The organism is Streptomyces sp. NBC_00358 (assembly GCF_036099295.1).
GTDB lineage: Bacteria > Actinomycetota > Actinomycetes > Streptomycetales > Streptomycetaceae > Streptomyces.
Genome location: NZ_CP107976.1, coordinates 539,803 through 563,664 on the forward strand (window position 1 = coordinate 539,803; position 23,862 = coordinate 563,664).

16 protein-coding genes and 1 pseudogene are annotated in these 23,862 nt (G+C 71.3%); 7 read left to right on the forward strand and 10 right to left on the reverse strand.

Annotated features, from left to right (window positions below):
* Window positions 1-6: 6 nt before the first annotated feature.
* Both OHT01_RS02155 and OHT01_RS02160 read right to left on the reverse strand, forming a co-directional pair.
* Entirely contained in the window at window positions 7-684 is a 678-nt protein-coding gene (locus OHT01_RS02155) for a Type 1 glutamine amidotransferase-like domain-containing protein (RefSeq protein WP_328551362.1), read from the reverse strand.
* Window positions 685-880: 196 nt separating this feature from the next.
* The gene (locus OHT01_RS02160; RefSeq protein ID WP_328551363.1) at window positions 881-1,132 is read right to left on the reverse strand and encodes a hexameric tyrosine-coordinated heme protein; all 252 of its coding nucleotides are present in this window, start codon (window positions 1,130-1,132) and stop codon (window positions 881-883) included.
* 425 nt (window positions 1,133-1,557) lie between these two features.
* Between OHT01_RS02160 and OHT01_RS02165 the strand changes: the two genes are divergently transcribed.
* Window positions 1,558-4,314 carry an ATP-binding protein gene (locus OHT01_RS02165; protein WP_328551364.1) on the forward strand — a complete coding sequence of 919 codons (2,757 nt, stop codon included), beginning with the start codon at window positions 1,558-1,560 and terminating at the stop codon, window positions 4,312-4,314.
* 55 nt (window positions 4,315-4,369) lie between these two features.
* Here the strand turns inward: OHT01_RS02165 and OHT01_RS02170 are convergent, their stop codons facing one another.
* The 3 genes from OHT01_RS02170 to OHT01_RS02180 all read right to left on the reverse strand — a co-directional run bounded on the left by OHT01_RS02170 (window position 4,370) and on the right by OHT01_RS02180 (window position 9,316).
* Complete coding sequence (locus tag OHT01_RS02170) at window positions 4,370-5,170, reverse strand: alpha/beta hydrolase (RefSeq protein WP_328551365.1); 801 nt, start codon at window positions 5,168-5,170, stop codon at window positions 4,370-4,372.
* Between the two features lie 409 nt (window positions 5,171-5,579).
* Window positions 5,580-8,354: a helix-turn-helix transcriptional regulator gene (locus tag OHT01_RS02175; RefSeq protein ID WP_328551366.1), complete on the reverse strand. Its 2,775-nt coding sequence runs from the start codon at window positions 8,352-8,354 to the stop codon at window positions 5,580-5,582.
* A gap of 182 nt (window positions 8,355-8,536) precedes the next feature.
* Window positions 8,537-9,316 carry an oxidoreductase gene (locus tag OHT01_RS02180; RefSeq protein WP_328551367.1) on the reverse strand — a complete coding sequence of 260 codons (780 nt, stop codon included), beginning with the start codon at window positions 9,314-9,316 and terminating at the stop codon, window positions 8,537-8,539.
* Between the two features lie 777 nt (window positions 9,317-10,093).
* On the opposite strand from OHT01_RS02180, the gene OHT01_RS02185 reads away from it, so the two are divergent.
* Window positions 10,094-13,453, forward strand: a complete 3,360-nt coding sequence (locus OHT01_RS02185) for a S8 family peptidase (protein ID WP_328551368.1) — start codon at window positions 10,094-10,096, stop codon at window positions 13,451-13,453.
* A gap of 338 nt (window positions 13,454-13,791) precedes the next feature.
* Here the strand turns inward: OHT01_RS02185 and OHT01_RS02190 are convergent, their stop codons facing one another.
* A complete protein-coding gene (locus OHT01_RS02190) occupies window positions 13,792-14,946 on the reverse strand; it encodes an MFS transporter (RefSeq protein ID WP_443043507.1) in 1,155 nt (384 codons plus the stop codon).
* Between the two features lie 120 nt (window positions 14,947-15,066).
* Between OHT01_RS02190 and OHT01_RS02195 the strand changes: the two genes are divergently transcribed.
* On the forward strand, window positions 15,067-15,834 hold the full coding sequence (locus OHT01_RS02195) for an AraC family transcriptional regulator (RefSeq protein ID WP_328551370.1): 768 nt from the start codon (window positions 15,067-15,069) through the stop codon (window positions 15,832-15,834).
* A 179-nt stretch (window positions 15,835-16,013) separates the two neighbouring features.
* Here OHT01_RS02195 and OHT01_RS02200 read toward each other — a convergent pair whose 3' ends face one another.
* Together OHT01_RS02200 and OHT01_RS02205 are read right to left on the reverse strand one after the other, a co-directional pair.
* Window positions 16,014-16,382: a hypothetical protein gene (locus tag OHT01_RS02200; protein ID WP_328558003.1), complete on the reverse strand. Its 369-nt coding sequence runs from the start codon at window positions 16,380-16,382 to the stop codon at window positions 16,014-16,016.
* A 357-nt stretch (window positions 16,383-16,739) separates the two neighbouring features.
* Entirely contained in the window at window positions 16,740-17,717 is a 978-nt protein-coding gene (locus OHT01_RS02205; protein WP_328551371.1) for a hypothetical protein, read from the reverse strand.
* A gap of 235 nt (window positions 17,718-17,952) precedes the next feature.
* Between OHT01_RS02205 and OHT01_RS02210 the strand changes: the two genes are divergently transcribed.
* Window positions 17,953-18,792 (forward strand): SMI1/KNR4 family protein, encoded by an 840-nt coding sequence (locus tag OHT01_RS02210; protein WP_328551372.1) that lies wholly within the window; start codon window positions 17,953-17,955, stop codon window positions 18,790-18,792.
* 65 nt (window positions 18,793-18,857) lie between these two features.
* Here the strand turns inward: OHT01_RS02210 and OHT01_RS02215 are convergent, their stop codons facing one another.
* On the reverse strand, window positions 18,858-19,727 hold the full coding sequence (locus OHT01_RS02215; RefSeq protein WP_328551373.1) for a ketopantoate reductase family protein: 870 nt from the start codon (window positions 19,725-19,727) through the stop codon (window positions 18,858-18,860).
* Between the two features lie 70 nt (window positions 19,728-19,797).
* Here OHT01_RS02215 and OHT01_RS02220 point away from each other — a divergent pair, with 70 nt between their 5' ends.
* Window positions 19,798-20,427, forward strand: a complete 630-nt coding sequence (locus tag OHT01_RS02220; RefSeq protein ID WP_328558004.1) for a TetR/AcrR family transcriptional regulator — start codon at window positions 19,798-19,800, stop codon at window positions 20,425-20,427.
* Window positions 20,428-20,508: 81 nt separating this feature from the next.
* On the opposite strand, the pseudogene OHT01_RS02225 reads toward OHT01_RS02220, so the two are convergent.
* Window positions 20,509-21,330 (reverse strand): annotated as a pseudogene (locus tag OHT01_RS02225) (HAD-IC family P-type ATPase); the annotation flags it as partial.
* Window positions 21,331-21,772: 442 nt separating this feature from the next.
* Here OHT01_RS02225 and OHT01_RS02230 point away from each other — a divergent pair.
* Together OHT01_RS02230 and OHT01_RS02235 are read left to right on the forward strand one after the other, a co-directional pair.
* Window positions 21,773-22,459, forward strand: a complete 687-nt coding sequence (locus OHT01_RS02230) for a response regulator transcription factor (RefSeq protein ID WP_328551374.1) — start codon at window positions 21,773-21,775, stop codon at window positions 22,457-22,459.
* Complete coding sequence (locus OHT01_RS02235; protein WP_328551375.1) at window positions 22,456-23,856, forward strand: sensor histidine kinase; 1,401 nt, start codon at window positions 22,456-22,458, stop codon at window positions 23,854-23,856. The genes OHT01_RS02230 and OHT01_RS02235 overlap by 4 nt, the downstream gene beginning before the upstream one ends.
* The last annotated feature ends 6 nt before the right edge of the window (window positions 23,857-23,862 follow it).

Genomic DNA, 23,862 nt, shown 5'->3' on the forward strand with positions numbered 1-23,862 from the left:
CTTGGGTCAGGTGACTGCCGGATGGAGCCGCCACCGGCCTTCAGAAATGACGTCCACCTTGCCGTCCCTGACGCGAACGGCCGTCTCGTCGTCGATGAAGTAGATCGGGAAGTCCGCCCGCGCAGCGATGCGATCGGCCCAGGCGTCGTCCCGCTCGGGGAAGTCCGGCGAGTACAGGTGGGGCTTGAGATACCAGTCGAAGAGGCCGAACGGCGGCTCCACGGTCGTCGCGCCGAGCACGTGGAGGTCCGTGCTGTCCCCGATGACGTCGGCGGAGTGTCCGGTGAGATGACGACTGAAGATCATTGATCCGGCGCTGACCCCTACGTAGACCCGGTTCTCCAGCGCCGCCAGGAAGCCGTCGGCCAGGTCGTTGCCGGTGATGCTGCGCGCGAGGTGGTAGTGGCTGCCGCCCTCGACATAGATGACGTCGGCGTGGAGCAGCCGGTCGAGCACCATCTGCCGGGGCAGGCCGTTCAGCTCCAGGACGTCGAACTCCCGCCAGCCGAGGCCGTACAGCCGGTTCATGTCCTCGACGAACCACCCGTGGTCCCCGGGCTCGGCGACCGATGCCGTGGGAACGTACACGATGTTCGCCGATCCGAACGGCTTTCCCAGCATGTCCCGCAGCGCATCGCGCAGCGTCTCGTTGCGCAGGCCACTCGCCGTCAACAGAAGGTTCATCCGGCGAGCCAAGCACGGCTGACGGGCGCGCGCAACGAACCCGGGATCCACCCACACCTGGGCCGTGCTCCGCTGCCCAGGTGTGGGTGGACGAGCCATGCCGGACGCGCGTCGGCAAACGGGCGTCGGCCCGTCGGTCGCACGGACGGGCCGACGGGGCTCGGCTCTGCGCCGACGGGGTTCGGCTCTCCGTCGTTCAGCGCCAGTAGTTGTTGGCGGCCGCGATGGTGGCGAATTCCAGAGCCACCACCTGGCCGGCGGCGATCAGCTTCGCCGCGTCCGCCGAGTACTGGGGGCGGCCGGCCTGGAGCACCTCCAGCTCGGGCTGGATGTTGTGGATGGTCTGGCGGGCCAGCGTCAGTGCGAGCGCTCGGCCCTCCTCAGGGGTGTCCGTGATGAGGGTGCCGCCCGGAACGAGGACGAGGGCTTCATCGGGAACGCGTGTCACTTTGCTGACCTTCCGTTCGACAACGGTGGTACGGCGGGAGCAGGCGGCCTGCTCCCGGTGCGGTGGGGGTGCTTGCGGCGCCGCGTTCGGCGTCTCGCGCCTTGGACGGACGCTAGGGAGGCCGCAGCGGTCCTGGCTTGAGTCGCCCGACTGCGGCTTCGGCACCACGCACCGGCTCGCTCCGCAGGCTACGGTGGAGGACCGTCGATCGCCGCCCCGGCTGCTCCAGACGGGACCGCCGGTTGCCGCCGGCCCCGCCGGACGCTGCCGGCTCCGCGAGACGCGTAACCGCGGACGTGCCCATGGGCCACGGTGACGCCAGCCGGTTCGCGTCTCCCACAATGTGCGGAACTTGAGCTTCCGTTCGAATCCGCGTCCTATTATCGGGCCGACCCGCCCGCGCAGAAGGACAAGGACGCCATCCTGTGGCTCTGGCCGATCCGCCCGCTCGATTCCTCGGCCGTCAGCACGAGCTCGCCGTCGTCCGGCGCGTGTGGGACGCACTGCCTCAGGCGGGAGCGGTCATCCGCCTGACCGGGCAGCCGGGAATCGGTAAGACGGCGCTGTTGCGGGTCTGCGCCGAGGAGGGCGCCGAACGCGGCCTGCGGGTGCTGCGGGCCACGGGCAGCCGCGCCGAGCAGGAGCTGCCCTTCGCCATGCTGCACCAGTTGCTGCGACCCCTGCTCGCCGGCGTCGAGCAGTTACCGCGCCCGCAACGGGCCGTACTTCTCGGTGCCTTCGGTCTTGCCGAGCCGGTGGACACGCCCTCGCCGACGCGGATCGGCCTGGCCGCGCTGGAACTTCTCTCCGACAGCGCGGTCCAGCGGCCACTGCTGGCCCTGGTGGACGATCTGCAGTGGGCCGACCCCGCCAGCGCCGAGGCCATCGCCTTCATCTCCCGGCGCCTGGCCGCGGAGCCCCTGGTTCTCCTGGTCACCACCCGTGAACCGCCCGGTCCCGAAAGCCCTCCCCCGAGCCGGCACCAGGTGTACCTGCCCCTCGCACCGCTGAACGCCGCGGAGGCCCACCAACTGCTCACCAGCCACGCGCCCACACTGACCGGTTACGCGCGGGATCGCGTGCTGGAGCTGGCGGAAGGCAATCCGCTCGCCCTGCTGGAACTCCCGGCCGCCGACGCCGCCGAACCGGGCCCACTGCCGCTGGCGGAGCGACTGCGCCAGGCCTTCGCCGGCCGGCTGGACGAGTGCGGCCCGGCGGCGCGGACCCTGCTGCTGGTGGCCGCGGTCCAGGACGGTGACGCGCCGGCGGAGTGCGAGGCCGCCGTGGCAACGGTGCTCGGCCGCCCGCTCCGGCCCGAAGAGCGCGAGGAGGCACTGAGCGCGGGGCTGTTGGAGATCGACGGCGAGCGGGTCAGGTTCCGCCACCCGCTGATGCGCTCCGCCGTACTGCGCGGTTCCAGCCCTGAGCCGACCGCTGACGCGCACCGGGCCCTGGCACGGGTCCTGGCAGCCGACCCGGACCGCGCCACCTGGCACCGCGCCGCGGTCGTACGGGAGCCGGACGCCGAGGTCGCGGACGATCTGGAGTCCTCCGCGGACCGGGCGCTGGCTCGGGGCGCGGTGGCGCTCGCCCAGACCTTCCTGGAACGGTCCTCCAAGCTCACCCCCGACGAGAGGACGAGCGGACACCGGCTGCTGCGTGCCGCGGAGGTCGCCTTCGAACTCGGCCGTCCGGACACGGTCCGCGACCTGATCGAGCAGGTCCGCACCCGGCCCCTGCACGCGCAGGACTCCGGAAAGCTGGTCGCCCTGGAGACGGCCTTCGACGACGGGGTGCCCGGCGGCGAGGGCCTGGTCCGGCGCATGTACGTGTCCGCCACGGGCGCGCTGCGGGCGGGCGACAGCGATCTCGCCGCCAACCTGCTCGTACGCGCCTCCCGGGCCTGCTACTGGGGCGCCAGCCGGGACCTCCGCCTCATCGACCGACTCCGTTCTGTCGCGGACGAGTTGAAGCTGCCGCCACTGGACCCCCGGCCGGTGCTGCTGGACTCCTTCCTCTCGCCCTTCGCGCGCGGAACGGCCGTAGTGGACCGGCTGAAGGAGTGGCCCACGGCCGAGGGGACCGACCCGGCGCTGACCGGGCTGTTCGCGATGGCGAGCTTTGTGAGCGGTTCCTTCGAGCACACGGTGTCGCTGACGGAGGCCTCCGCGGCGGGCCTGCGCGCGCAGGGACGTATCGCGCCGCTCGCGCAGGTGCTCGTCCTGCGTGCCTTCGCCACGCTGTACATGGGGCAGTGGGACCACAGCGCGACCGCCGCCGACGAGGCCCTGCGGTTCGCGGAGGAGACCGGTCAGACCACCTGGGCGGCGTGCGCCCGCCTGGGCATCGCCAATGTGGCGGCCGTCCGCGGCCGTCAGCGTCAGGCGATGCGTCTGCTCGCCGAGGTGCGGGAGGCCGCTGTGGTGAGCGGCAACACCTCCATAGCGAACGGCATCCAGCTCACCCGCGGGCTGGCGGCACTGGGGCAGGAGGAACCGGGCCTGGCCTACGAGGAGTTCGGGCGGATGCTCGACCCCGTCTCGCCCGCCTATCAGTCACCGCAGTGCGCCTGGGCCCTGGACTACTTCGCCGAGGCCGCGCACGCTGTCGGCCGACGGGGGCCGGCGCTCATCCGGGTCCGTCAGGTGGAAGGGCTCATCGGTTCCACAACCGCCGGGGGCGTCCGTCGTTCCCTCGCCCTCGCCCACGCCCTGCTCGCCGACGAGAAGGACGCGCCTCGGTACTTCGCCGAGGCCCGCCGGTACTGCGTCGGCGGTTCACCCTGGTATCGCGCCCGGCTCGACCTCGGTGAGGGCGCCTGGCTGCGCCGCAGACAACGGATCGCCGAAGGCCGCCGACTGCTGCACTCCGCCCGGCAGACCTTCGACATGCTGGACACTCCGGCCTGGGCCGCCCGTGCCCAGCGCGAACTGGCCGCCACCGGAGAGACGGTGGAGCGCCGCCGCCCCGGCCGCTGGGCCGCGCTCTCCCCGCAGGAACTGGAGATCGCCCGCCTCGCCGGGCAGGGCCTGTCCAACCGCGAGATCGGCGAACGCCTGTACCTCTCCCACCGCACCGTCGGCTCGCACCTCTACCGGGTGTTCCCCAAGCTGGGTATCCAGGCCCGCAGTCAACTCGCCGCCGCGTTGACCGAGGCCGAGGGTCAGGAGGGAGGCCGATAGCGGCGTTCCCCGCACACCAGCCTCCACCGCCCGGTGAACGCACGCGGTCGGAGCGCTAGAGCCCTTGCTTGGCCAGCCAGCCGAGCGCGGCGTCGGCGACCTCGCGCCAGCCGCTGTCGATGGTGAGCGAGTGACCGCGGTCGGCGAACTCGACGAGCTCCGTGACGGCGCTGGAGTGGCGGTACTGCTTGAGCGTGGACTTGGTGATCGCCTCGGGCACGGTGTGGTCCTTGCCACCCATGACGAGCAGCAGCGGTCCGCGGCTCTCGTTGCCGGTGTCGACCTTCGCCGGAGAGGTCGGGCTGAAGTTCGCCCCGGCGGCCTCGAACAGCGGCTTGCCCGGCGCCGGAATCGACCAGCGCTCGTAGAGGTCGGCGGACTCGGCCTCGCTCACCGCGTTGCCGAACGCGAACCGGAACTGGTCTGCCGTCAGGGAGACCGCCCGGTGCTTGTTGGCGGGGTTGCTGAAGACGGGGAAGGTCGCGCGCAGGGAGGAGAGCGGCAGCGGCAGGACGCCCTTGATCTGGGCCGCGTCGATGGCCACGGCGGCCGCGGCACGGTTCTGGCCGAGCAGCTTCTCGGCGATCATGCCCCCGAAGGAGTGCCCGACCAGGATCGGTGGCGCGGGCAGTTCCTCGATGACCCGCGCGTAGTGCGCCACGACGTCGTCGATGCCGTGGTCGGCGATGCTGTCCGGGTTCGCGCGGGCGAGCTCCACGGTGGCGGGAACGCCGGGCCAGCCCGGGGCGACGGGCTGGTAGTCGTGCTGGGTGAAGAGCTCTGTCCAGGGAGCCCAGGAGGTGCTGTGCAGCCAGAGGCCGTGGATGAAGACGACGGGACGTGCGGCTGAGGCCATGACGAGTCTTCCTTACGCTCGCGAAGTGCCGAGGAGAGATGGCTCCATGCTGGGACGTCCGCAGGGCCGCCCGCTTCAGTCATCCGACTGCGGCCGGGCCCCCACCGGCCGACCGCCGCCGCCCCGCACAGCGGGGCCCGGTCCGCGGCGAACCGGCCCGCTCCACGATACGCCCGCGCGCCGGACCGAGCCTCACGACGGACAGCGGGAAGTCTGGGCGCGCGGCCGGCCGGATTTCGTCACGCGGCTCCGCACGGTGTTCAGGTCCGGTGAGCCTCCCGGTCGTTGCGACCGCGCCCTGGACGAGGACACTCGCGGCTCCAACAGACGCTGCTCCAAGGCGACTTGAACGGGACGACTGAGATCGCCATGCCGGTCCGGCGCTCTCACGCACCCCGCGCGAAGGCCGTCACACGCCCCGCAGCGCCGCGGCGAGCTGGCCGCGCGCCGTGACGCCCAGCTTGGGAAAGATCCGGTACAGGTGGGAGCCGACGGTCCGCGGCGAGAGGTAGAGCTGCTCGCCGATATGACGGTTCGACAGGCCCTCGGCGGCGAGTCTGGCGATCTGCAGTTCCTGTGGGGTCAGGTCGGCCACCGCACCCTTGGACCTGGCGGATACCGCCCGTTCCCCCGAGGCCCTGAGCGCCTCCCGCGTCTGCTCGGCCCACCACACGGCGCCGATGGCCTCGAAGGTGGCCAGCGCGGAGCGCAGTGGAACCCGGGACTCCGCGACGCGCCGCCTGCGGCGCAGCCAGCTTCCGTGGGCCAGCTCCAGACGCGCCCTCGGCCAGGGCCAGCGGGTCAGGTCCTGAGCCAGGGCCCGGTCGAACAGCGCCCCGGCGTCCTCGTCCTCCGCCAGGACGGCGTCGGCGTAGTGGAGTTGGACGCGCAGCAGCCCCGCGGGGGTGTCGCCGTAGCCCTGCGTCAGCTCGGCGAACAGCGCACGGGCCTCGGCGCGCCGGCCGCCGAGAGAGGCCGCCTCCGCGAGCAGGCCCAGACCGCCGTAGCTCTCGCGCTGGTGGTAGCAGGGCTGGGCCGGATCGAACATCGTGGCGAGCGCGTCGTACGCCTCGGTGAAGCGCCCTTCGGTGATGAGGGCACTTCCGCGGGTCATCCCGACCACTGTCAGGAAGCAGCTGATGCCCTTGGGCAGACAGGCGGCCTCCGCTTCCGCCGCCTGCTTGCGGGCCGACCTGACGTCCCCCTGCAGGGCGGCGAGGCGGGAGCTGCCGGCGAGGGTTCCCGCGGTCCAGATGGGCTGGCCCGTGTCCGTGGCCAGTCGTACGCCCTCCTCCGCGGCCTGCACCGCACGCCGCCAGTCGCCGAGATCGATGCGGGCCACCACCTGAAGGCTCAACACCTGTGGCAGCAGGCCGAGTCGACCCTGTGCGCGGAGTCTTGCCTCGGCACGGTCCAGGAAGTCGACCGCGAGACTCTGCTCCCCCATCGCGTGCGCCGCCATGCCGAGCAGGCGCAGGTGGTCGGCGTCCACGTCGTGGTCGGCCGACTCCCAGGCGGCGTACAGCATGCGGTGCACTGCCGCGCCCTCCCGGACCGGGTCGGCGACCGCGAGGGCTGCGACGTACCGGGGGTCGGACTCGGCGCCGCGCAGGCTCCGGGTGATCGTGACAACGCGGGAACGCGCCGTCGCGCCGGACTCGGCCCACCAGCAGCGGAGCGCGGCGCCGACCAGCAGATTGAGGGCGAGGGAGAGGTCGCCGGCTTCTGCGGCGCGCGCCGCTCCGGCGCAGAGCGAGAGCACATGGGCCGCGTTGCCCGGCTCGCCGTCCTCGAAGATCTCCTCCAGCCAGGTCATCCGGACGCGGTCCAGCTCGGAGATGTCCGTGCGCGCCACCGTTGCCAGCAGTCGGCGCACCAGGTCGGCGCGGCCGAGGCCGAAGCCGAGTTCGGCGGCCAGCAGCAGCCTGCGCCCGGCCAGGTCCGGGGTCACCGACAACTGCGCGGCCCGCTCCAGCATCTGGATCGCCGTCACGACGGATCCGCGCTGCAGTGCCATGACATGGTGGGATTCCAACCGCATCGCGATCTGTTCGTCGGGGGCGTCGACGGACAGTGCCTGGTGCCAGCTCCTGCGATAGGGATCCGCCGTGAGCAGCTCGGCGACCGCGGCGTGCGCGGCCCGCAGTCTGGCGGCGCCGGTCCCTTGCAGTACGCCGGAGCGGACCAACGGATGGCGAAAACTCACCCGCAGCCCGTCGAAACGGAGCAGGCCGGTGACCACGGCCGCCTCCAGGTCGTCGGCGGTGACCGGCGCCCCGTGCAACAGCGCGGTGGCCGCCAGTACCTCCGCGAGGTCGTCGGTCGACTCGGCGGCGGCGACCAGCACGGCGTCCTGGACCCCTGCGGGCAGGTCCCGCAGACGGCCGACGAAGGCATCCTCCAGACGCTCGGTGAGGGGGAGTCCGGTGGCGGGGCCGGGTGGCCCCGTCCGCCAGTGGGCGGACAGCTCCACCAGGGCCAGCGGGTTGCCCTGGGAGACCGTCACGATCTCGTCGCGTACGGAGGCGTCGAGGTCCCCGCGTACAGCTTCCACCACGCGGCGTGCGTCCTGTTCCGCCAGCGCCCCGAGGTCCAGGCGCGGCAGGTCCGCCGGGACCGGTCGCTCGCCCGCCTGTGTCCGGGACGTGGCCAGCAGCACCACCGGGTCGTAGCCGAGGCGGCGGGCCACGAACCCCACGACGTCGGCGCTGGGCCGGTCCAGCCACTGCAAGTCGTCGACGCATACGAGGACCGGGGTCCGTGTCGCCGTTTCGGCGAGCAGGTTCAAGGCGGCCAGGGCGACCAGGAACGGTTGGGCGGCAGGGCCGTCGAGTACACCGAGTGCTGTCAGCAGCGCCCGCCGTTGCGTGTCCGGCAGGAGATCGGCCCCGTCCAGCACGTCGGCGAGCAGCCGGCGCAGACCGACGTACGGGAGTTCCGCCTCCACCTGGGAACCCACCGAGGACAGCACACGGAATCCGGCCTGCCCGGCCTGCTCCCGGGCCGCGAGGAGCAGGTCCGACTTGCCGATCCCGGGCTCCCCCGCGAGAACCAGCGCTCCGCCGCCGTCACGGGCCCGTGCCAACAGCCGGGCGATCTCCCGTAGTTCGGCGTCGCGCCCTACCAATCCGGTGCCGGAGGCCGGAACCGGCGCCGTCAGGTGCGTCCACTGCCCGCCGTCCATGCCGCGATCATATGGTCGCCGCCCGAGCCCGGACGGCGACCGAGCAGCTCCTGCGGCCTGTGCGGCGCGCACCTCGTCCGGACCGGGCGCCGGCCTCGGCGCGGGCTCGTGGACGAGCTGATCCGGCCCGCCGCGCCGGTGACCGCGTACCGCGTGCATCGTGGTGCGTCTCCCGTTCCTCCTCACCAGGTCGGCACGAAGCCGCCGTCGATGCGGATGTCGCTGCCGAGCATGTTCGCCGCGCGGTCGCCCGCCAGGAAGACCACCAGGTCCGCGATCTCCGAGGGCCGGGAGAAGCGGCCGCTGACGGTCGCTCCAGCCGCCTGCGCGATCACATCCTCGGGACGCAGCCCGGCTGCCGCCGACATGGTGTGCGCGACTCCGCCGCCTCCGATCCACAGGTCCGTCTCCACCGGTCCGGGGCTGACGCTGTTGACCCGCACTCCGCGCGGACCGAACTCCTTCGACAGCGCTTTGGAGAAGTTGGCCAGAGCCGCCTTGGCCGCGCTGTAGTCCACCACGGTCGGATCCGGCAGTTCGGCGTTCACCGAGCCGATGTTCACGATGGATCCGCCACCGGCCTCCAGCATGCCGGGGAGCAGCGCACGGGTGACGGCGACGGCGGCGAAGAGGTTGAGTTCGACGGTCTGCCGCCACTGCGCATCGGTGACGCTCAGGAAGCCGCCGGGACGGGCGGGCGCCGAACCGACGTTGTTGACGAGGATGTCCACCCCTGGTCCGGCCTCCGCCGCAAGGCGGTCCGCGCTTCCGGGTTCCGTCAGGTCGGCCCGCACCCAGCGGGTGCTCCCGGCCTTCACGAGGGTGTCCAGCTCGTCCGACGTACTCCGCGCCGCCGCGACCACCCGCGCGCCCGCGGCGGTGAGCGCCTCGGCCACGGCCAGTCCGATGCCCCTGCTCGCCCCGGTCACCACGGCCGTCCTGCCCCGCAACTCCTGCACCATTGCCGTACTCCTCGCCGTAGATCCGTCCGCTCCACCAGACTGCGCAGCCTCCGCAACACCCGGCTTCAGTCGACCGACTGCATCAGCTCACGAAGCCCGGCGGGGCCGGAGCGGCCGGGCTCCCCACAGGTGACGGATCCGGCCAATCGGAAGAGCATGCTCCGTCCACGGAGTGCTGACGGACGGGAACGCACGGACGCTCGCCGAGGTCGCGATCCAAGCCAGGGAGGCAGCTGTGGACATGATGTGCGGCGGCCACGGCCCTCGATCTGCCGCGGATCCGAGGCGACACCTCCGCCGGGTGACCGGCGGGGCGAGCGGGAGTCGGTCGTGATGGTGCACTGAGGCCGGGTCCCCCCGCCCAGCGCGTCGGTCGCCGGCTATCGGGACCGACACCCACCTCGCCAGGCCCTCCACCTGCTCGCCGACCTGCGGCCCGGGCGCGCGCACTCCCTGTGGGCACCCAGGCCAAATCGGCCTGTCCGTACGGGTGTTCACCACCACGGGAGACGCTGTCGGGCGCCAGGGCGGGCTTGCTCGGGCCGTGCAACGGCTGGGCCCGGTACGGCCATCGGCTCTGTGACCACAGCCCCTCCGAGAGTCGACATCCTGAAAGGTGTCCTGAAGTCATGTCCTCGATTCTTCACTCCCAGCACACCGTTGATCACGTATCCCCCACATCACATACTGCGCTGACCGGCGAGCGACGTTCCGCCGACGGCCGGAAACGACCACTCGCCTTCATCCCGAACTCCTGGGGGAGACTTGCGCCCAACAGTGAAGAGAGCACGCGCCTTCACCATCGCAGCCGCCACGTCCGTGGCCCTCGTGGCAGGCATGACCGGCCCCACGACAGCGATCGCCGCGAACACGACGACCCCACCGAACACACCGCGCCTCGACGGCAATCAGCGGATCCAGCTCATCACGGGCGACCGTGTGGTGGTCGGCGCCAAGGGCCAAGTGATGGGCTTCGAGCCCGCCGAGGGCCGTGAGCGCATACCCGTGCAGGTGCAGCGCATCAAGGGCCACACGCTGGTGGTGCCCAGCGACGCGCAGCGCCTGATCGCCACGGGGAAGCTGGACCAGCGGCTCTTCGACGTCGGTGAACTCACCGATCCGCAGCTGCGCAAGAGCCAGCGCGACGGGCTGAAGCTGATCGTGCAGTACGACGGGGGCGCCAACGCCGCACGGGCCGAGGTGCGTTCGGCCGGTGACACCCAACTGCGGCGCACGTTCCCCACCATCGACGCCGACGCCATCCGTACGTCGCGGAACGACGTGGCCAAGGTGTGGGAGGCGCTGACCGACGAGCACAAGAACGGGGTGCGCGCCACCGCCTCCGGCATCAAGAAGGTCTGGCTGGACGGGGTGCGCAGGGCAAGTGTGGACCGCAGCGTCGAGCAGATCGGCGCCGACAAGGCGTGGGAGGCCGGGTACGACGGCACCGGCGTCAAGATCGCCGTCCTCGACACCGGCGTCGACAAGACCCACGACGACCTGAAGACCCAGGTCATCGACGAGAAGAACTTCTCCGGCTCACCCGACACCGTGGACCGCGTCGGGCACGGCACACACGTCGCCTCGATCGCCGCCGGAACCGGCGCCAAGTCGGGTGGTACGTACAAAGGCGTCGCACCGGGTGCCAAGGTGATCAGCGGCAAGGTGCTGAACGACGAGGGATTCGGGGACGACTCCGCCATCATCGCGGGCATGGAGTGGGCCGCCGACGAGGGCGCGGACATCATCAACCTCAGCCTCGGCGGCTCGGACTCCCCGGGTGTCGACCCCATGGAGGAGGAGGTCAACAGGCTGTCCGCCGAGAAGGGAGTCCTGTTCGCCATCGCGGCGGGCAACGACGGCGAGTACGGCCAGTCGACGGTGGGCTCGCCGGGCAGCGCGGACGCCGCGCTGACCGTCGGCGCCGTCGACAAGGACGACAAGCTGGCGGCCTTCTCCAGCATCGGGCCGCGCGTCGGTGACGGCGCCGTGAAGCCGGACGTGACCGCCCCCGGCGTCGCCATCACCGCGGCCGCCGCCTCCGGCAGCGCGTTCGACACCGACCCCGGCATCCCGCACCCGGCCCCCGGCTACCTGCAGCTCGACGGCACCTCCATGGCCACCCCGCACGTAGCGGGCGCTGCGGCGATCCTCAAACAGCAGCACCCGACCTGGAAGGCGACCGAGCTCAAGGCCGCGCTGATCGCGTCCGCCAAGGGCGGCGACTACACCGTGTTCCAGCAGGGCTCGGGCCGCATCCAGGTCGACAAGGCACTGTCCCAGAGCGTGATCGCCGATCCGGTCTCGCTGACGTTCGGCGTCGCACAGTGGCCGCACACCGACGACCAGCCCCTCACCAGGAAGATCGGCTACCGCAACCTCGGGAGCAGCGACGTCACCCTCGACCTGTCGGTGTCCGTGCTGGACCCGACGGGAAAGCCGGCCCCGGCCGGGTTCTTCGCGCTCGGCACCACCCGGGTGACCGTGCCCGCCGACGGCAGGACCGACGTCGACCTGACCGCCGACACCAGGATCGGTGACGCCGACGGCACCTACTCGGGCTACGTCACCGCCACCGGCGTGGGCCAGTCCGTCCGCACGGCCGTGGCGGCCGTCCGCGAGGTGGAATCGTACGACGTCACGCTCAGGACCCTCGGCCGCGACGGCGCCGACGCGCAGAACTTCTCCAACAGCCTGACCGGCGTCGCCGGCCCCGCCAAGGGCTTCCAGACCCGCATCGACAACGAGCCGGGCACGCACACGATCCGCGTGCCCAAGGGCTCGTACATGCTCGACACGGCCGTCTACCAGGACCCGTCGGACCTCACCAAGGGCACCGACTGGATCTCCCAGCCGAAGCTGGACGTCTCCGGCGACACCACGGTCACCGCCGACGCGCGCACCACCGAACCGGTGGACATCACCGTGCCCGGCCTCGACAGTGCAGACCGCGGGGGGACCTACTACGAGCGCGCGACCGAGATCGGCCGCGTCGGCAACGGCTGGGTCCTCCGCGGCTTCACCGGGTTCCGCACCGCGCACATGGGTCCGGCCGTCACGGACGGCTCGCTCCTGCAGACCTGGGACGCGCACTTCCTCAAGGGCGCCACCACTCAGTACTCGGTGGCCTACGGCGGCGGAACGGAGAAGGTCGCGACCGGCTACACCAAACACGTGAAGGCGGACGAGCTGGCGACGCTCAAGGTCGGCATCGGTGCCTCCGCCGCCGGGAAGACCGCTCTCGTCTCCCCGTACGCCCATCTGCCGGGTGCGCCGGAGGGCAACGGGTTCTCGGCGCCACAGGCGGCACCCGGCACGCGCACCTTCCACGTCTCCACCGCCGACGGCGTCAAGTGGCTGACCAGGATGGATCAGTTGGGCGACCCCGACCAGTGGGGCTACCCGGCCCTCGACGTGGCCTACGAGATGGCCGCGCCGAAACGCTACGAGGCCGGCAGGACGTACCGCGAGAAGTTCAACACCGGCGTGTTCGGCCCGCGTCTGGGCGGAAACATGGGTGTCTTCCGCACCGCACCCGACCCGGCCACGGGCGAGCAGCAACTCATCGGCTCCCTGCCGCTGTTCGCCGACGGCAAGGGCCACGTGGGCTACTCGTCGTACACCTCGGCCACGTCGGCGCTGTACCGCGACGGCGTCAAGGTCGGCGAGAACGACGACCCGCTGAGCGGCGCGAAGCCCTTCACGGTCGACTCCGCCGACGCCGAATACCGGCTGACGACCTCCGTCGAGCGTTCGGCGAAGGTCGCCTCGGCCTCCACCCGCGTCGACACCGGCTTCACGTTCCGCTCCAAGGAGGTCTCGGCCACCACGGCTCTGCCCGTGTCCACGGTCCGCTTCGCGGCCCCCGTCGGCCTCGCCTCGCGCGCCCCGGCGGGCAAGCCGGTCCGGTTCCCGGTGACCGTGCAGGGCTCGGCGGCCGGGAAGAACCTCAAGTCGCTCCTCGTGTCCGTGAGTTACGACGACGGAACGACCTGGCAGCTCGTGAAGGTCGAGAGCGGCAAGATCTCCGTGCGGAACCCCGCGAAGGACCAGGGCATCTCGTTCCTCGCCCATGTCACGGACAAGCAGGGCAACGAGTCGACGCTGACGATCCGCAACGCGTACTACGGCAAGTGACGCCGCCCCGGTGACGGATTTCGCGTGACGACGTGCTGGAAAGCGTTCAAGGACGCTTTCCAGCACGGTCGTTCACCAAGTCCCTTCGTGTGAGCACCGATCAGGTGGCGGCTCCGGCGGCCCCGGCCCCGAGCACGCTGCGGGGGCACGAGCCCGGATGCCTGGCAGCGATCACGTCGCGCCGGCCCGCCTCCGCTTCTCCCGCTCGGCCCGAGTTCTCCAGGGTTGTGCGTACGGACCCTCGGCGGTGGACGTCCGGGCGCCCGCCGGTGGCGAGGTCGCAAGACATCCGCCTCGCGCAGCGGGCCGGGCACAACAGCGTGCGTCCGATCAGAACATCAGGATGCGGCGAGGGGTGCGTCCTCGGCGGGCTCCGGCTCGTCCTGGGCCGGTTCACGCAAGAAGGCGGAGAACACCATCGCGAGAACCGGCACGGTGGCGAGTACAGCGAGCGCGCCTCGGGGACCGTAGTGGGTCGCGACGACGCCCAGCAGCGGCATGAACAGTCCGCCGGCGCTCATCGCGAGGCCGAGAGTCACGCCCGCGGCGGTCCCCGGCCGGCTGGGCAGGTAATCCTGGCCGAGCTTGATGAGGACGGCGAACGGGATGTTCGAGACCAGGCCGACCAGCAACGCGAGTGGCAGCGCGACGTACTTGTCGTCGCAGTTCAGCATGAGCCACAGGGCGGGCAGCATGGCCGCGTTGCCGACCTGCACCGTGCGCACCATGCCGATGCGGTCAGCCAGCCGCCCGCCCAGCAGCGTGCCGGCCACACCGCCGCCGAGTTCAAGCGTCAGCGCGAGACCACCGAGACCGCTGCTCGCCTCCAGATGGCGAATCCAGTACAGCGAGATGAAGGTGTTCAGTCCGGTCGAGATGGTGGACCGCACGATCTCGACAGCGGTCAGCGCCGCGAACCGGCCTGGCCGGTCCGTGCCCTGGCGCCGCACCTTCTTGACCGCCGTATCGGACGTGCGGCTGTGGTGGCGCAGCAGGACGAAGCCCATGAGGACGGCAGGCGGGATGAACAGCGCGGTCGCGCCCATCCCGAAGTTGTCCAGGGCTGGTGTGACCAGCGCCGGGGCGACGAAGAACCCCACGCTGCCGCCCGCGGCGAAGTAGCTCATCGCGGTGGCACTGCCCCCGGCCGCACTGCGCGCATCGCGCCCCGCGGGCGGATGGAACATCGCGATACCGACACCCGCCATCAGCAGGAGGGCGAACACCAGCGGGTAGGAGGGCACCAGTCCGGACATGCCCGCCCCGACACCCGCCAGGCTGACCCCCAGCGGCGACATCCACCGCAGCCGGAACCGGTCGGCGAGCAGTCCGATCGGCACCTGCGGCAAGGCGCTGCCGAGCGTCGCGGCGAGTGCCAGCCCCGAAGCCTGCACGTAACTGAAGTCGCGCTGCAGCACGAAGTAGGGGACCGCGGCGGGTACGAGGCCCTGGTAGAAGTCGTCGACGGCATGGGCGCCGGCCCAGAGCCGCATCCGACGCCAGTGGCCGGGCGGATCACCCGCCTCACGGGGAGTACTTGTTTCCTGGATCGTTGTCACACACTCACCATCGCCAGAGACACCCCCGGCGCGCTTCCCGTATTCTGCCTATCCATGTCGCAGATCCGCCACCAGCCCATCGCGCCGACCAGTACTCGGTTCCTCGGCGGCGGCGAGACCATCGACCGGCACCGCCACGACGACCACCAGCTCATCTACGTCAGCTCGGGCGTACTCGCGATCACCACGGAACACGGCTCCTGGATCGCCTCCAACGACCGCGCCCTGTGGGTCCCGGCGAACACCTGGCACGAACACCGCTTCCACGGCCGGAGTCGCTTCCACACCGTCGGCTTCCCGGCGCAGGACCGGACTCCCCTGCTCGACGCCGAGCGCCCCACGGTCATCGCCGTCGACACTCTGGTGCGCGAACTGCTCATCGCGCTCACCGGTACTCCCCTCACACAGACTGAGGCCCGGCACATCGAAGCAGTGCTGCGCGACCGGCTGCGCCGCGTGACAGCCGAGCCCGTTTCCCTGCCCGCCGCCCGTGACCGACGACTGGCCGACGCCTGCCGTCTCGTCGAAGAAGAGCTGCACCAGCCGTGCACCCTCGCCCAGCTCGCCTCCCGTGTGCACACAAGCGAGCGCACCCTCTCCCGCCTCTACCGCGACGAGTTCGGCCTGACGTTCCCTCAATGGCGTACCCGCGCGCGGATCTTCACCGCGATGGTCATGCTCGCCGAGGGCGCCACCGTCACCGACACCGCCCACGCCTGCGGATGGGCGACAACGAGCGCCTTCGTCCAGACCTTCGCCCAGACGGTGGGCATCACCCCCGGTCTCTACCGCGCGGGCATGGGCAAATCGCAGGAGGATTGACGGCCAGGCCGACGTGGCCGGTCGCGGAACAACGCCCGCACGGCACGGTCCCCAGGACAAGCACGCCAGCGGATTCGACGCTCACTGACTCCAACTCGCCGCTCAGGCAAGGCTGTCAGCGGGCGATGCATCTGATGGTGTTGGCCGTTGCCATACGCCACTGCGACTTCGTGATCCGGCTAGACGTCGAGGTAGTGGTAATCCCCGTCCGGGCGACCGATCACCAGGACGCCGTTGTTGACCCTCCACTCGCTCATGCCGTCGACTTCGTGGCTGACCAGAAACAGCCCCCGGGGCCTCTCGTCGTACTCGCTGTCCTCGTAGGAGGCCGGGATCCGGGCGATCTGACGCAACCTCTCCTCGAACCAGTCGAGGGACACCGCGCGGATGTTGCCCCCGTAGAAGGCCCACCCGCCGGAGTTGTACTGCCGAGCGGGGAAGGCCCATCCCCCGCTGTAGGTGCGCTGCGGATCGTCCGACTCCACGATCTCCTTGATCTGGGCCAGCTGTCCGTCGTCACACTCCAGCCAGCCCCTGACCGAGACCATGACTCCCACGGCGGTTGCTCCTCATTCGTGTGGCGCGCTGCCTTGGCGCACGGTTCCTGTTCGCTTGCACGCTAGGGGCGACCTGCTCCGTCACGCAAAGGGATTGACGAGTGGATCAGTCGCCTCGAGCGAGAGCGCACCATCCCCATCCGGTCGGACCTCGCCAGCATGGACGCAGCTCGTCGGCAGGCGGCCTTCGACCACGCCAGGGCCCGCATCGCGACCCGGATGCGCCGAGTGGAGCCGCGGGCGACGAGACGGGCTTTCATGCTCACTCTGCTGTCAGGCGCCGAACGCAAGAAGGCGGCTTGGAGGGTGGCGGCCGGCAGCGGAGGCTGGAGACCATGAAGTGGGTGGTCAGCCGGCCTCCGCCCCCGCGACCAGCTCATCGAGCGCCGTACGCAGTCGGGCCAGTTCGGCCGGGGTGGGATCGGCCGGTTCGTGCGCCACCAGCGCAGCGGGGTTGACCACCGGTGCGGTGCCCTCCGGACCAGACACAGCCATGGCGCGGGCAAGGAGCGGGCCGTTGTCGGGGGGCGGGGTGCCAAGGCCGTCGCTGAGCCGGCGCAGTGCCGCTGTCAGCGGGAGATGCGGGAAGGGGAAGTCCGCGGGGAGCGTCCTGGCCTGCTCGGTGTGGTCGACGCCGCGGAAGTCCAGGGTCCAGTTCTCCCAGCGCGGCAAAGGCCAGTTGTGAATGCCGGCCACGGTCTGCACGGCCCAGAGCGAGACGGTGCGAGCCTGCGGGTCGAGATGGACGCCGCCGTAGGGCATGTCGGTGAGCACGGGGGTGGCCGGGGACGCGGCGAGCAGGTCGATCAGGCCGGGGCCGGCGGCGAGGTGCTCGATGGGCTCCCAGTCGCTGCCCCACGCGCGCACGCTTCCGTCGGGCAGGCGCAGGGACACGACCGAGCAGGGCTCGGTGTACTCGGTGTCCGCGAATCCGGAAGGCTCGAAGGGCTCGAACCAGCCCGGCCGGCGGGTCAAGTCCCGGTCGAGTCCCAGGTGGTGGGTCAGGTCGCCCATGCCGTCGTGCGCGAAGCGGACGTCCCAGCCGGGCCATGTCCGGGCCAGTACGGCGCGGGCGGCCCTGTGGTCGGCCCAGTCGTCCGGGGAGGCGAACCAGAGCAGGATCCGGCGGTCATGGTCGACGAGTGCGGCGCCCTCGCACCAGACGTCGTCGAGCCATTCGTCGATCTCCCGGTTGGCACGGAAGCAGCGTGTCGCCGCGGCCGGACCGGGCAGCAGGTCGTCGACCACCCGGTTGGCGGCCCAGTGCGAGTAGTACCGCTGCCATGCGCCGCTCTCGACCACCACGTACTGCGCTCGTGCTCCCATGACCGGCGAGGCTAGCGCCGTTGGGCAACGGGCGACGAACGCTTTTCAGGCGACCGGGCTCGGCTGGTCACCGACGAATCGGTGAGCGCCTTGCCGGTGGCTTTCCGGTGGCCTTCTGGTCGGTGGGGCGGCCTGCTGCACGCGCGCAGCACGCGTCCGTCGAAGATGGCTGCCGCGTCCCTGGCGGCTGACCTGCCTGACGACGCGAGGTGTCCTGCTCGGTAGCCTCCCCCGCATGACAACGATTGACGACCTGATCGCCCTCGTACCCCCACCGGCGAACCCCGTCGACGCGAGCGGTGACTGGACTCAGGTCGAGGCGGGCCTCGGCCTGGAACTCCCCGCCGACTTCAAGGCTCTCATCAGCTCCTACGGCTTGGGACAGTTCGTCGACTTCATCAACCCCCTCACGCCGTTCGGCAGCCGCAACCTCCTGCTGCGGTCCGCACAGCGGCTACTGGACAGCGAACGCCCCTTCCGCGAGGCGAACCCGGACGACTGCCCCTACCCGTACTATCCGGAGGCCGGTGGCCTGCTGGAATGGGCTGGGACCGACAACGGCGACCGGCTCTGCTGGGTGACCGACGGACACCCGGACACCTGGACCGTCGTCGCATGGAATCCGCGTGGGTGGTACTACGACGCCCACGACACCGGCGCGGTCGGCTTCCTCCACGGCTGGCTGAGCGGACGGCTCAACACGACCGTCTTCGCTGCCAACACGCACCTCACGGCACCATGGTTCGAGCCCTTCCGCGAGCTCACCCACGTCAACATCAAGCTGACCGATGGCCGGCGAACCTACCCCGAGCGCCTTCGGATCCTGCAGCAGGCACTCTCCCCGACTGCTGACCGAGGCAGTCACACGAGGGGAGAGCACCACCAGGATCACTTCACCGCCACCGAACTCGGCTGGAATCTCACCTACGAGACGGCCTACACCCACCAGATCCGTATCGCCTTCCCACCCGACGACGAAGACAGAGCGCGCTCAACCCTCCTCGCCACCGTCCGCAGGATGGGCTGTGATGTGCTGTCCACGACGACGCACCGAGGCCGGCCCGTTTGGGACTGACCGACGTCCAGCCGCCCAGACTCGTGAGATGGGGTGCGTGGTGACATTTTTGCCGTCAGGGTCGATTAGCTGGCTCCCGCCGGGGCACGGAGTTGTTCGGCCAGCCGCTCGAGTTCGGCCTCCGTGGCAGGCGAGAGGTCGTTGAGTCCGCTGTGCACGGCCGTCGGGCTCTTCAGGAAGCGCCGGAGCACGGCCACAAGGAGCCCTTGCGGCAGAGCCCGCAACGCGGAGAACGCGCGAGGTACCGGCGGCGTCCCCATCGCGGCGAGGTTCTGTCGCATGAGGTGGAGCATGCCGCGTACCGCGTCCGGGGCGTCGGCCAGCGCTACCGGGCCGCCCGCCGCGTATACCGCCAGGCCGAGCGGGACCTCGAACGCGGCGTGCGTCCTGAGCCAGGCATCCATCTGCGGCTCGGCCTTGGCGTTGATCCCGGCAGTACGGAACGTCTCCACGATCCGTGCCACTCGCGGGGTGGTACGGCCGTCGGGCTCGCCGATCGGCATCGCGACCCGGCGGGTGATGAAATTGGTCTTGCGGTAGCGGACCACGTCGCCGTCCATCGTGCCGCCAGTCGTGGGGAAGCCGAGCAGCACCCGCTCGTGGCCGATCACCGCACCCAGCGTCTTCGGGCCGGCTGCCCAGTTGAGCAGGAACAGCACGTCACCTCGGACACCCGCGAGTGATTCCAGCACTGCATCCACCTGGTGGGTGCGAACGATGACGGTGATCAGGTCGTACCCGTCGTCCGGGTGCTCTATCACGGGTACCGGCACCCGCCTGACAGGGCCGTCTTCCTCGGCAAGCTGCACTCCTTGCCGGCGCAGGGCGGTCAGGCGTTCGCCCCGGGCGAGGAGCGAGACGTCGTGGCCGGCCTCGTACATGCGGGCGGCGAACAGGCTGCCGCAAACCCCGGCGCCGTACACGAGCAGCTTCATGACAGTCCTCTTTCATACATCCGTTTGATTCATACGTTCGTTTCATTCAAACATATGTAGAGTCCCTCGTGTGGCGACCCCAGACACCCGCACCCAGATCCTCGACGCGGCCGAGCACCTCTTCGCCGAGCACGGATACCGCGGCACCTCGATCCGCGCGATCACCAAACTCGCCGGAGCGAACCTGGCCGCCGTCGGTTACCACTTCGGCTCGAAGGCGGAGCTGATGGCGGCAGTCGTCCGCCGCGTGGTCGAGCCCATCACCGCTGCCCAGTGCGCCGGGCTCGACACATTGCTCGCCCGGACCCCCGACCCACTGGTCAGTGAGCTGGTGGAGGCATTCGCGGGGCCGCTGTTCGACGAGATGCCGGCCGGCGACGAGGGCGGCGCCCGGACGTCCCGGCTGATCGTGACGATCCTCAGCGACCCGGCCGAGGAGGCACGCAGTTGGACCGGCCCGGCCGAGGACTCGGTCCGTGAGCGCTACTTCGCAGCCTTCACGCGCGTACTGCCCGGACTTTCCCCGGAGGAGCTGTGGTTCCGGATGCGGGGGATCTTTGCCGTGACGGCCGTCGACCGCCTCCAGGTCCACCAGCAGCCCTCCCCTGGCTGCGCGTCCCCGGTAGCGGGCGAGGCGGCCCGGCGATGGGCGATCACGTTCCTGACGGGGGCGATGAGCGCGCCACCGATCCGGCCCTGACGACCCAAGACAGACGCCGGCGGCGCGGGTCAGACGGGTGCACATAGCGCGGCACCAAGCCATGTATCGGAAGTGGAAGACCTGGTCGAGAGAGGCGGCGAGCCGAAGCACTTCGGACGGGGAGCGCCCGAGGGTGGCGGCGACCGCCAGGACGCGCGGTCGGCCGACGGTCAGGGTGCCGGTCTTGTCGATCACCAGGGTGCGTGCCCGGTCCAGCCGCTCCAGCGCGCGACCGTCACGCCGTCCCGGACGATGACGCCGCGACGCGCCGCCCTCGACAGTCCCGAGACGACGGCCACCGGGGCTGCGAGCAGCAGCGGGCGGGAGTCGCCACGACGAGGACGGCGACCGCGCGTTCGGCGGATCCGCTCACCAGCCGGGCGAGGCCGGCCATCCCCAGGGACAGCGGCGGGAACCACGCCGCGTAGCGCTCGGCCAGCCGCACGGTCGGTGCCCGCTCCGCGCCCGCGTGCTGAGCCATCCGGACGATCTCCGCGTATGTGCTGTCCTGCGCGGTGGCGGTCGCCCGGAGTTCGAAGACACCGCCCGCGTTGACGACGCCACTGCGTACGGCCTCGTGGGTGCCGCGCTCGACCTGGGCGGACTCGCCGGTCAGCACGGACTCGTCGAGTTCCGCCCTACCGGCCGGGACATGGCCGTCGACGGGGACCATGTCTCCGGGGCCGAGCACGTCGCCGACGACGACATCGGCGAGCGGGACCACGCAGACCTCGCGGCCGGTGCGGCGGCGGGCCGAGCGGGGGCGTGCTCCAGCAGAGCCCGCAGATCGCGGGAGGCGCGGCGCTCGGCCGCGGCGTCCAGCGTCCGGCCGGTGGCCGGCATCGACGGGATCAGCGCCCCCGCCAGATACTCGCCCACAACGAGGGTGCCGACCAGCGCCATTACGGCGATCAGGTCGACGCCGGCCCGTCCCTCGCTCAACGCGGCCACGACCCAGGCCAGGGCGGGAACGACGGCCAGCACCGTGCCGGCCGCCCAGCAGGCGTCGGCGGCATCCTGGTTCCCGGCCGCCCAGGCGATTCCACCGCTCACCACGGCGAGTGCCGTCGCGGCCGGCAACGCCGGTTCGAGCAGCCGACGGATCTTGCGGGCCTGCGATGTCTGCCCGTCTCCGGTGTCCCTCGTGTGCGACACGCTCCGGTGTCCCCCGTGTGCGACACGGCTGCCCTCCGGCGTCTCCGGACATGTCACGTCTGCGGGCGCGACGGCGTCTCCGGCTCTCCATGCAACCGCGCGGACCGCGCCGGAAGGCAGGGCCGAACGGGCCACAGAGAGGGGCCAACCGGCCAATCCGGGCACGGACGACGGACCGTACGATATCGGTGTGCGTGTTCTGGTGGTCGAGGACGACCCGGGGATCGCCGCCTCCCTCGTACGGGGCCTGGAGCGGGCCGGGTACGAGGCACGCGGCGTCGGCACCGGGCGGGAGGCGCTCGCGGCCGTCCCGGAACCCGATGTGGTGCTGCTGGACCTGGGGCTGCCCGACCTGGACGGTCTGGAGGTCTGCCGCCGGATACGGAGCCGTTCCGACGCGGCGATCATCGTGGTGACGGCGCGCGGCGAGGAAGCCGACCGGGTCGCGGCCCTGGACGAGGGCGCCGATGACTACCTGGTCAAACCGTTCGGCCTGGCGGAACTGCTGGCACGGATCCGGGCCGTGCTGCGCCGCGTCCAGCCGTCCGGCTCCGCGTTGTTGCGGCACGGCCCCCTCGCGGTGGACCCGCGGACCCGCAAAGTGACCGTCGACGGCCACGACGTCGCGCTCACACCCAAGGAGTTCGACATCCTGGAGTGCCTGGCCGTCGACCCGGGGCGGGTGGTCACCCGGCAGGAGGTCCTGGAGCGCGCCTGGGACGCCCACTGGTACGGCCCCACCAAGGTGCTGGACGTGCACATCGCGGCGCTGCGCCGCAAGCTCGGCGTCCCCGGACTGGTGGAGACCGTGTACGGCCGCGGATTCCGCCTCGGCACACCCGAGCCGGGCCAGGAGCCGGACGCCGGTGCGCGATGACCCGGCGTATCGCGCTGACCTTCATGGCCCTGATCGTCCTGCTGCTGGTGCTGGCGGTGGTGCCGCTGGGGCTGTCCATGACGCAGCGGGAGCACACCTCTTTCCGGGACACGACCGAGGCGGCGAACCGGACGATCGCCGCCGCGGCGGAGGAGTACCTGTCGGACCATCGCTCTCCCGCCGACATGCGTCGGCTCCTGGAACAGGCCGAGCGGGCGGGCGACTGCGCCGCGGTCTTCGACACGGCGGGACAGCCCGTGGCGGCGACCGGGTGCCCCGGACGAACCGAGGGCGATGAGGACGATCAGGCCGCAGGCAACTGGGGCGACCTGGCGCACCAGGTGCTCGTCCACCCGGGAACAGCGGCACGTGAGCGGGACGACCGGCTGGTCGTCGCGGAGCCGATCGGCGACACCACGCGTCCGGTCGGGGTGTCCGTGCTGTCCCGCTCGGCGGAGAGCATGCACGACCGGATCGCCTCGATGTGGTGGCGACTGGCGCTGATCGGCGCCGGCGCCCTGGTGGCGGGCGTGCTGCTGTCGGTGGCGCTGGCCCGCTGGGTCGGGCGCCCGCTGCGGGCCGTGGACGCCGCCGCGCTGCGGCTCGGCGAGGGTGCGCTGGACGTCAGGGCGCCGGGCGGGCGGGGGCCGCAGGAGGTGCGCAGACTCGCCTCGACGTTCAACACCATGGCGGCCCGCATGGAGACCCTGATCCACGGGCACCGGGCGGTCGTCGCCGACGTCTCGCACCAGCTACGTACGCCGTTGACGGCGTTGCGGCTGCGGCTCGACCTGCTGGCGGCGGGCGCCGACGATGTCACGGCGGCGGAGTTCGCCGGCGCGCAGGAGGAGATCGCCCGGCTGTCCCGGCTGGTGGACGGGCTGCTGGCGGTGTCCCGGGCGGAGAACGCGGTGCCCAGGCCGGTTCCGGTCCGGGTGGACCAAGTGGTGGACGACCGGGTCGTCTCGTGGGAGCCGGTGGCCCGGGAGCGGCGGGTGTCGCTCACCGGGCGCTGCGGCGCCCGGCTGACGGCCTACCTGGGGGCGGGGGATCTGGAGCAGGTGATCGACAACCTGGTGGCCAACGCCCTGGATGCCGTGGGGGAAGGAGCGTCGGTCCGCATCGAGGGAGAGGCGACGCGTGAGCGGGTGCTGCTGCGCGTGGTGGACAACGGGCCCGGGATGAGCGAGGCGGCACGCGAGGCGGCTTTCCGGAGGTTCGGTAATCCGGAGGCGTCCGGCAGCGGCCTGGGTCTGGCCATCGTGCATCGGCTGGTCACCGCCAACGGCGGCTCCGTACGGCTGGAGGACACGGCCGGCGGCGGGCTGAGCGTGATGCTGGAACTTCCCGCGCCGGCGCCGCACGGGCCGTCGCGTGGTCCGCGGACGGGATCTTAACCGCTT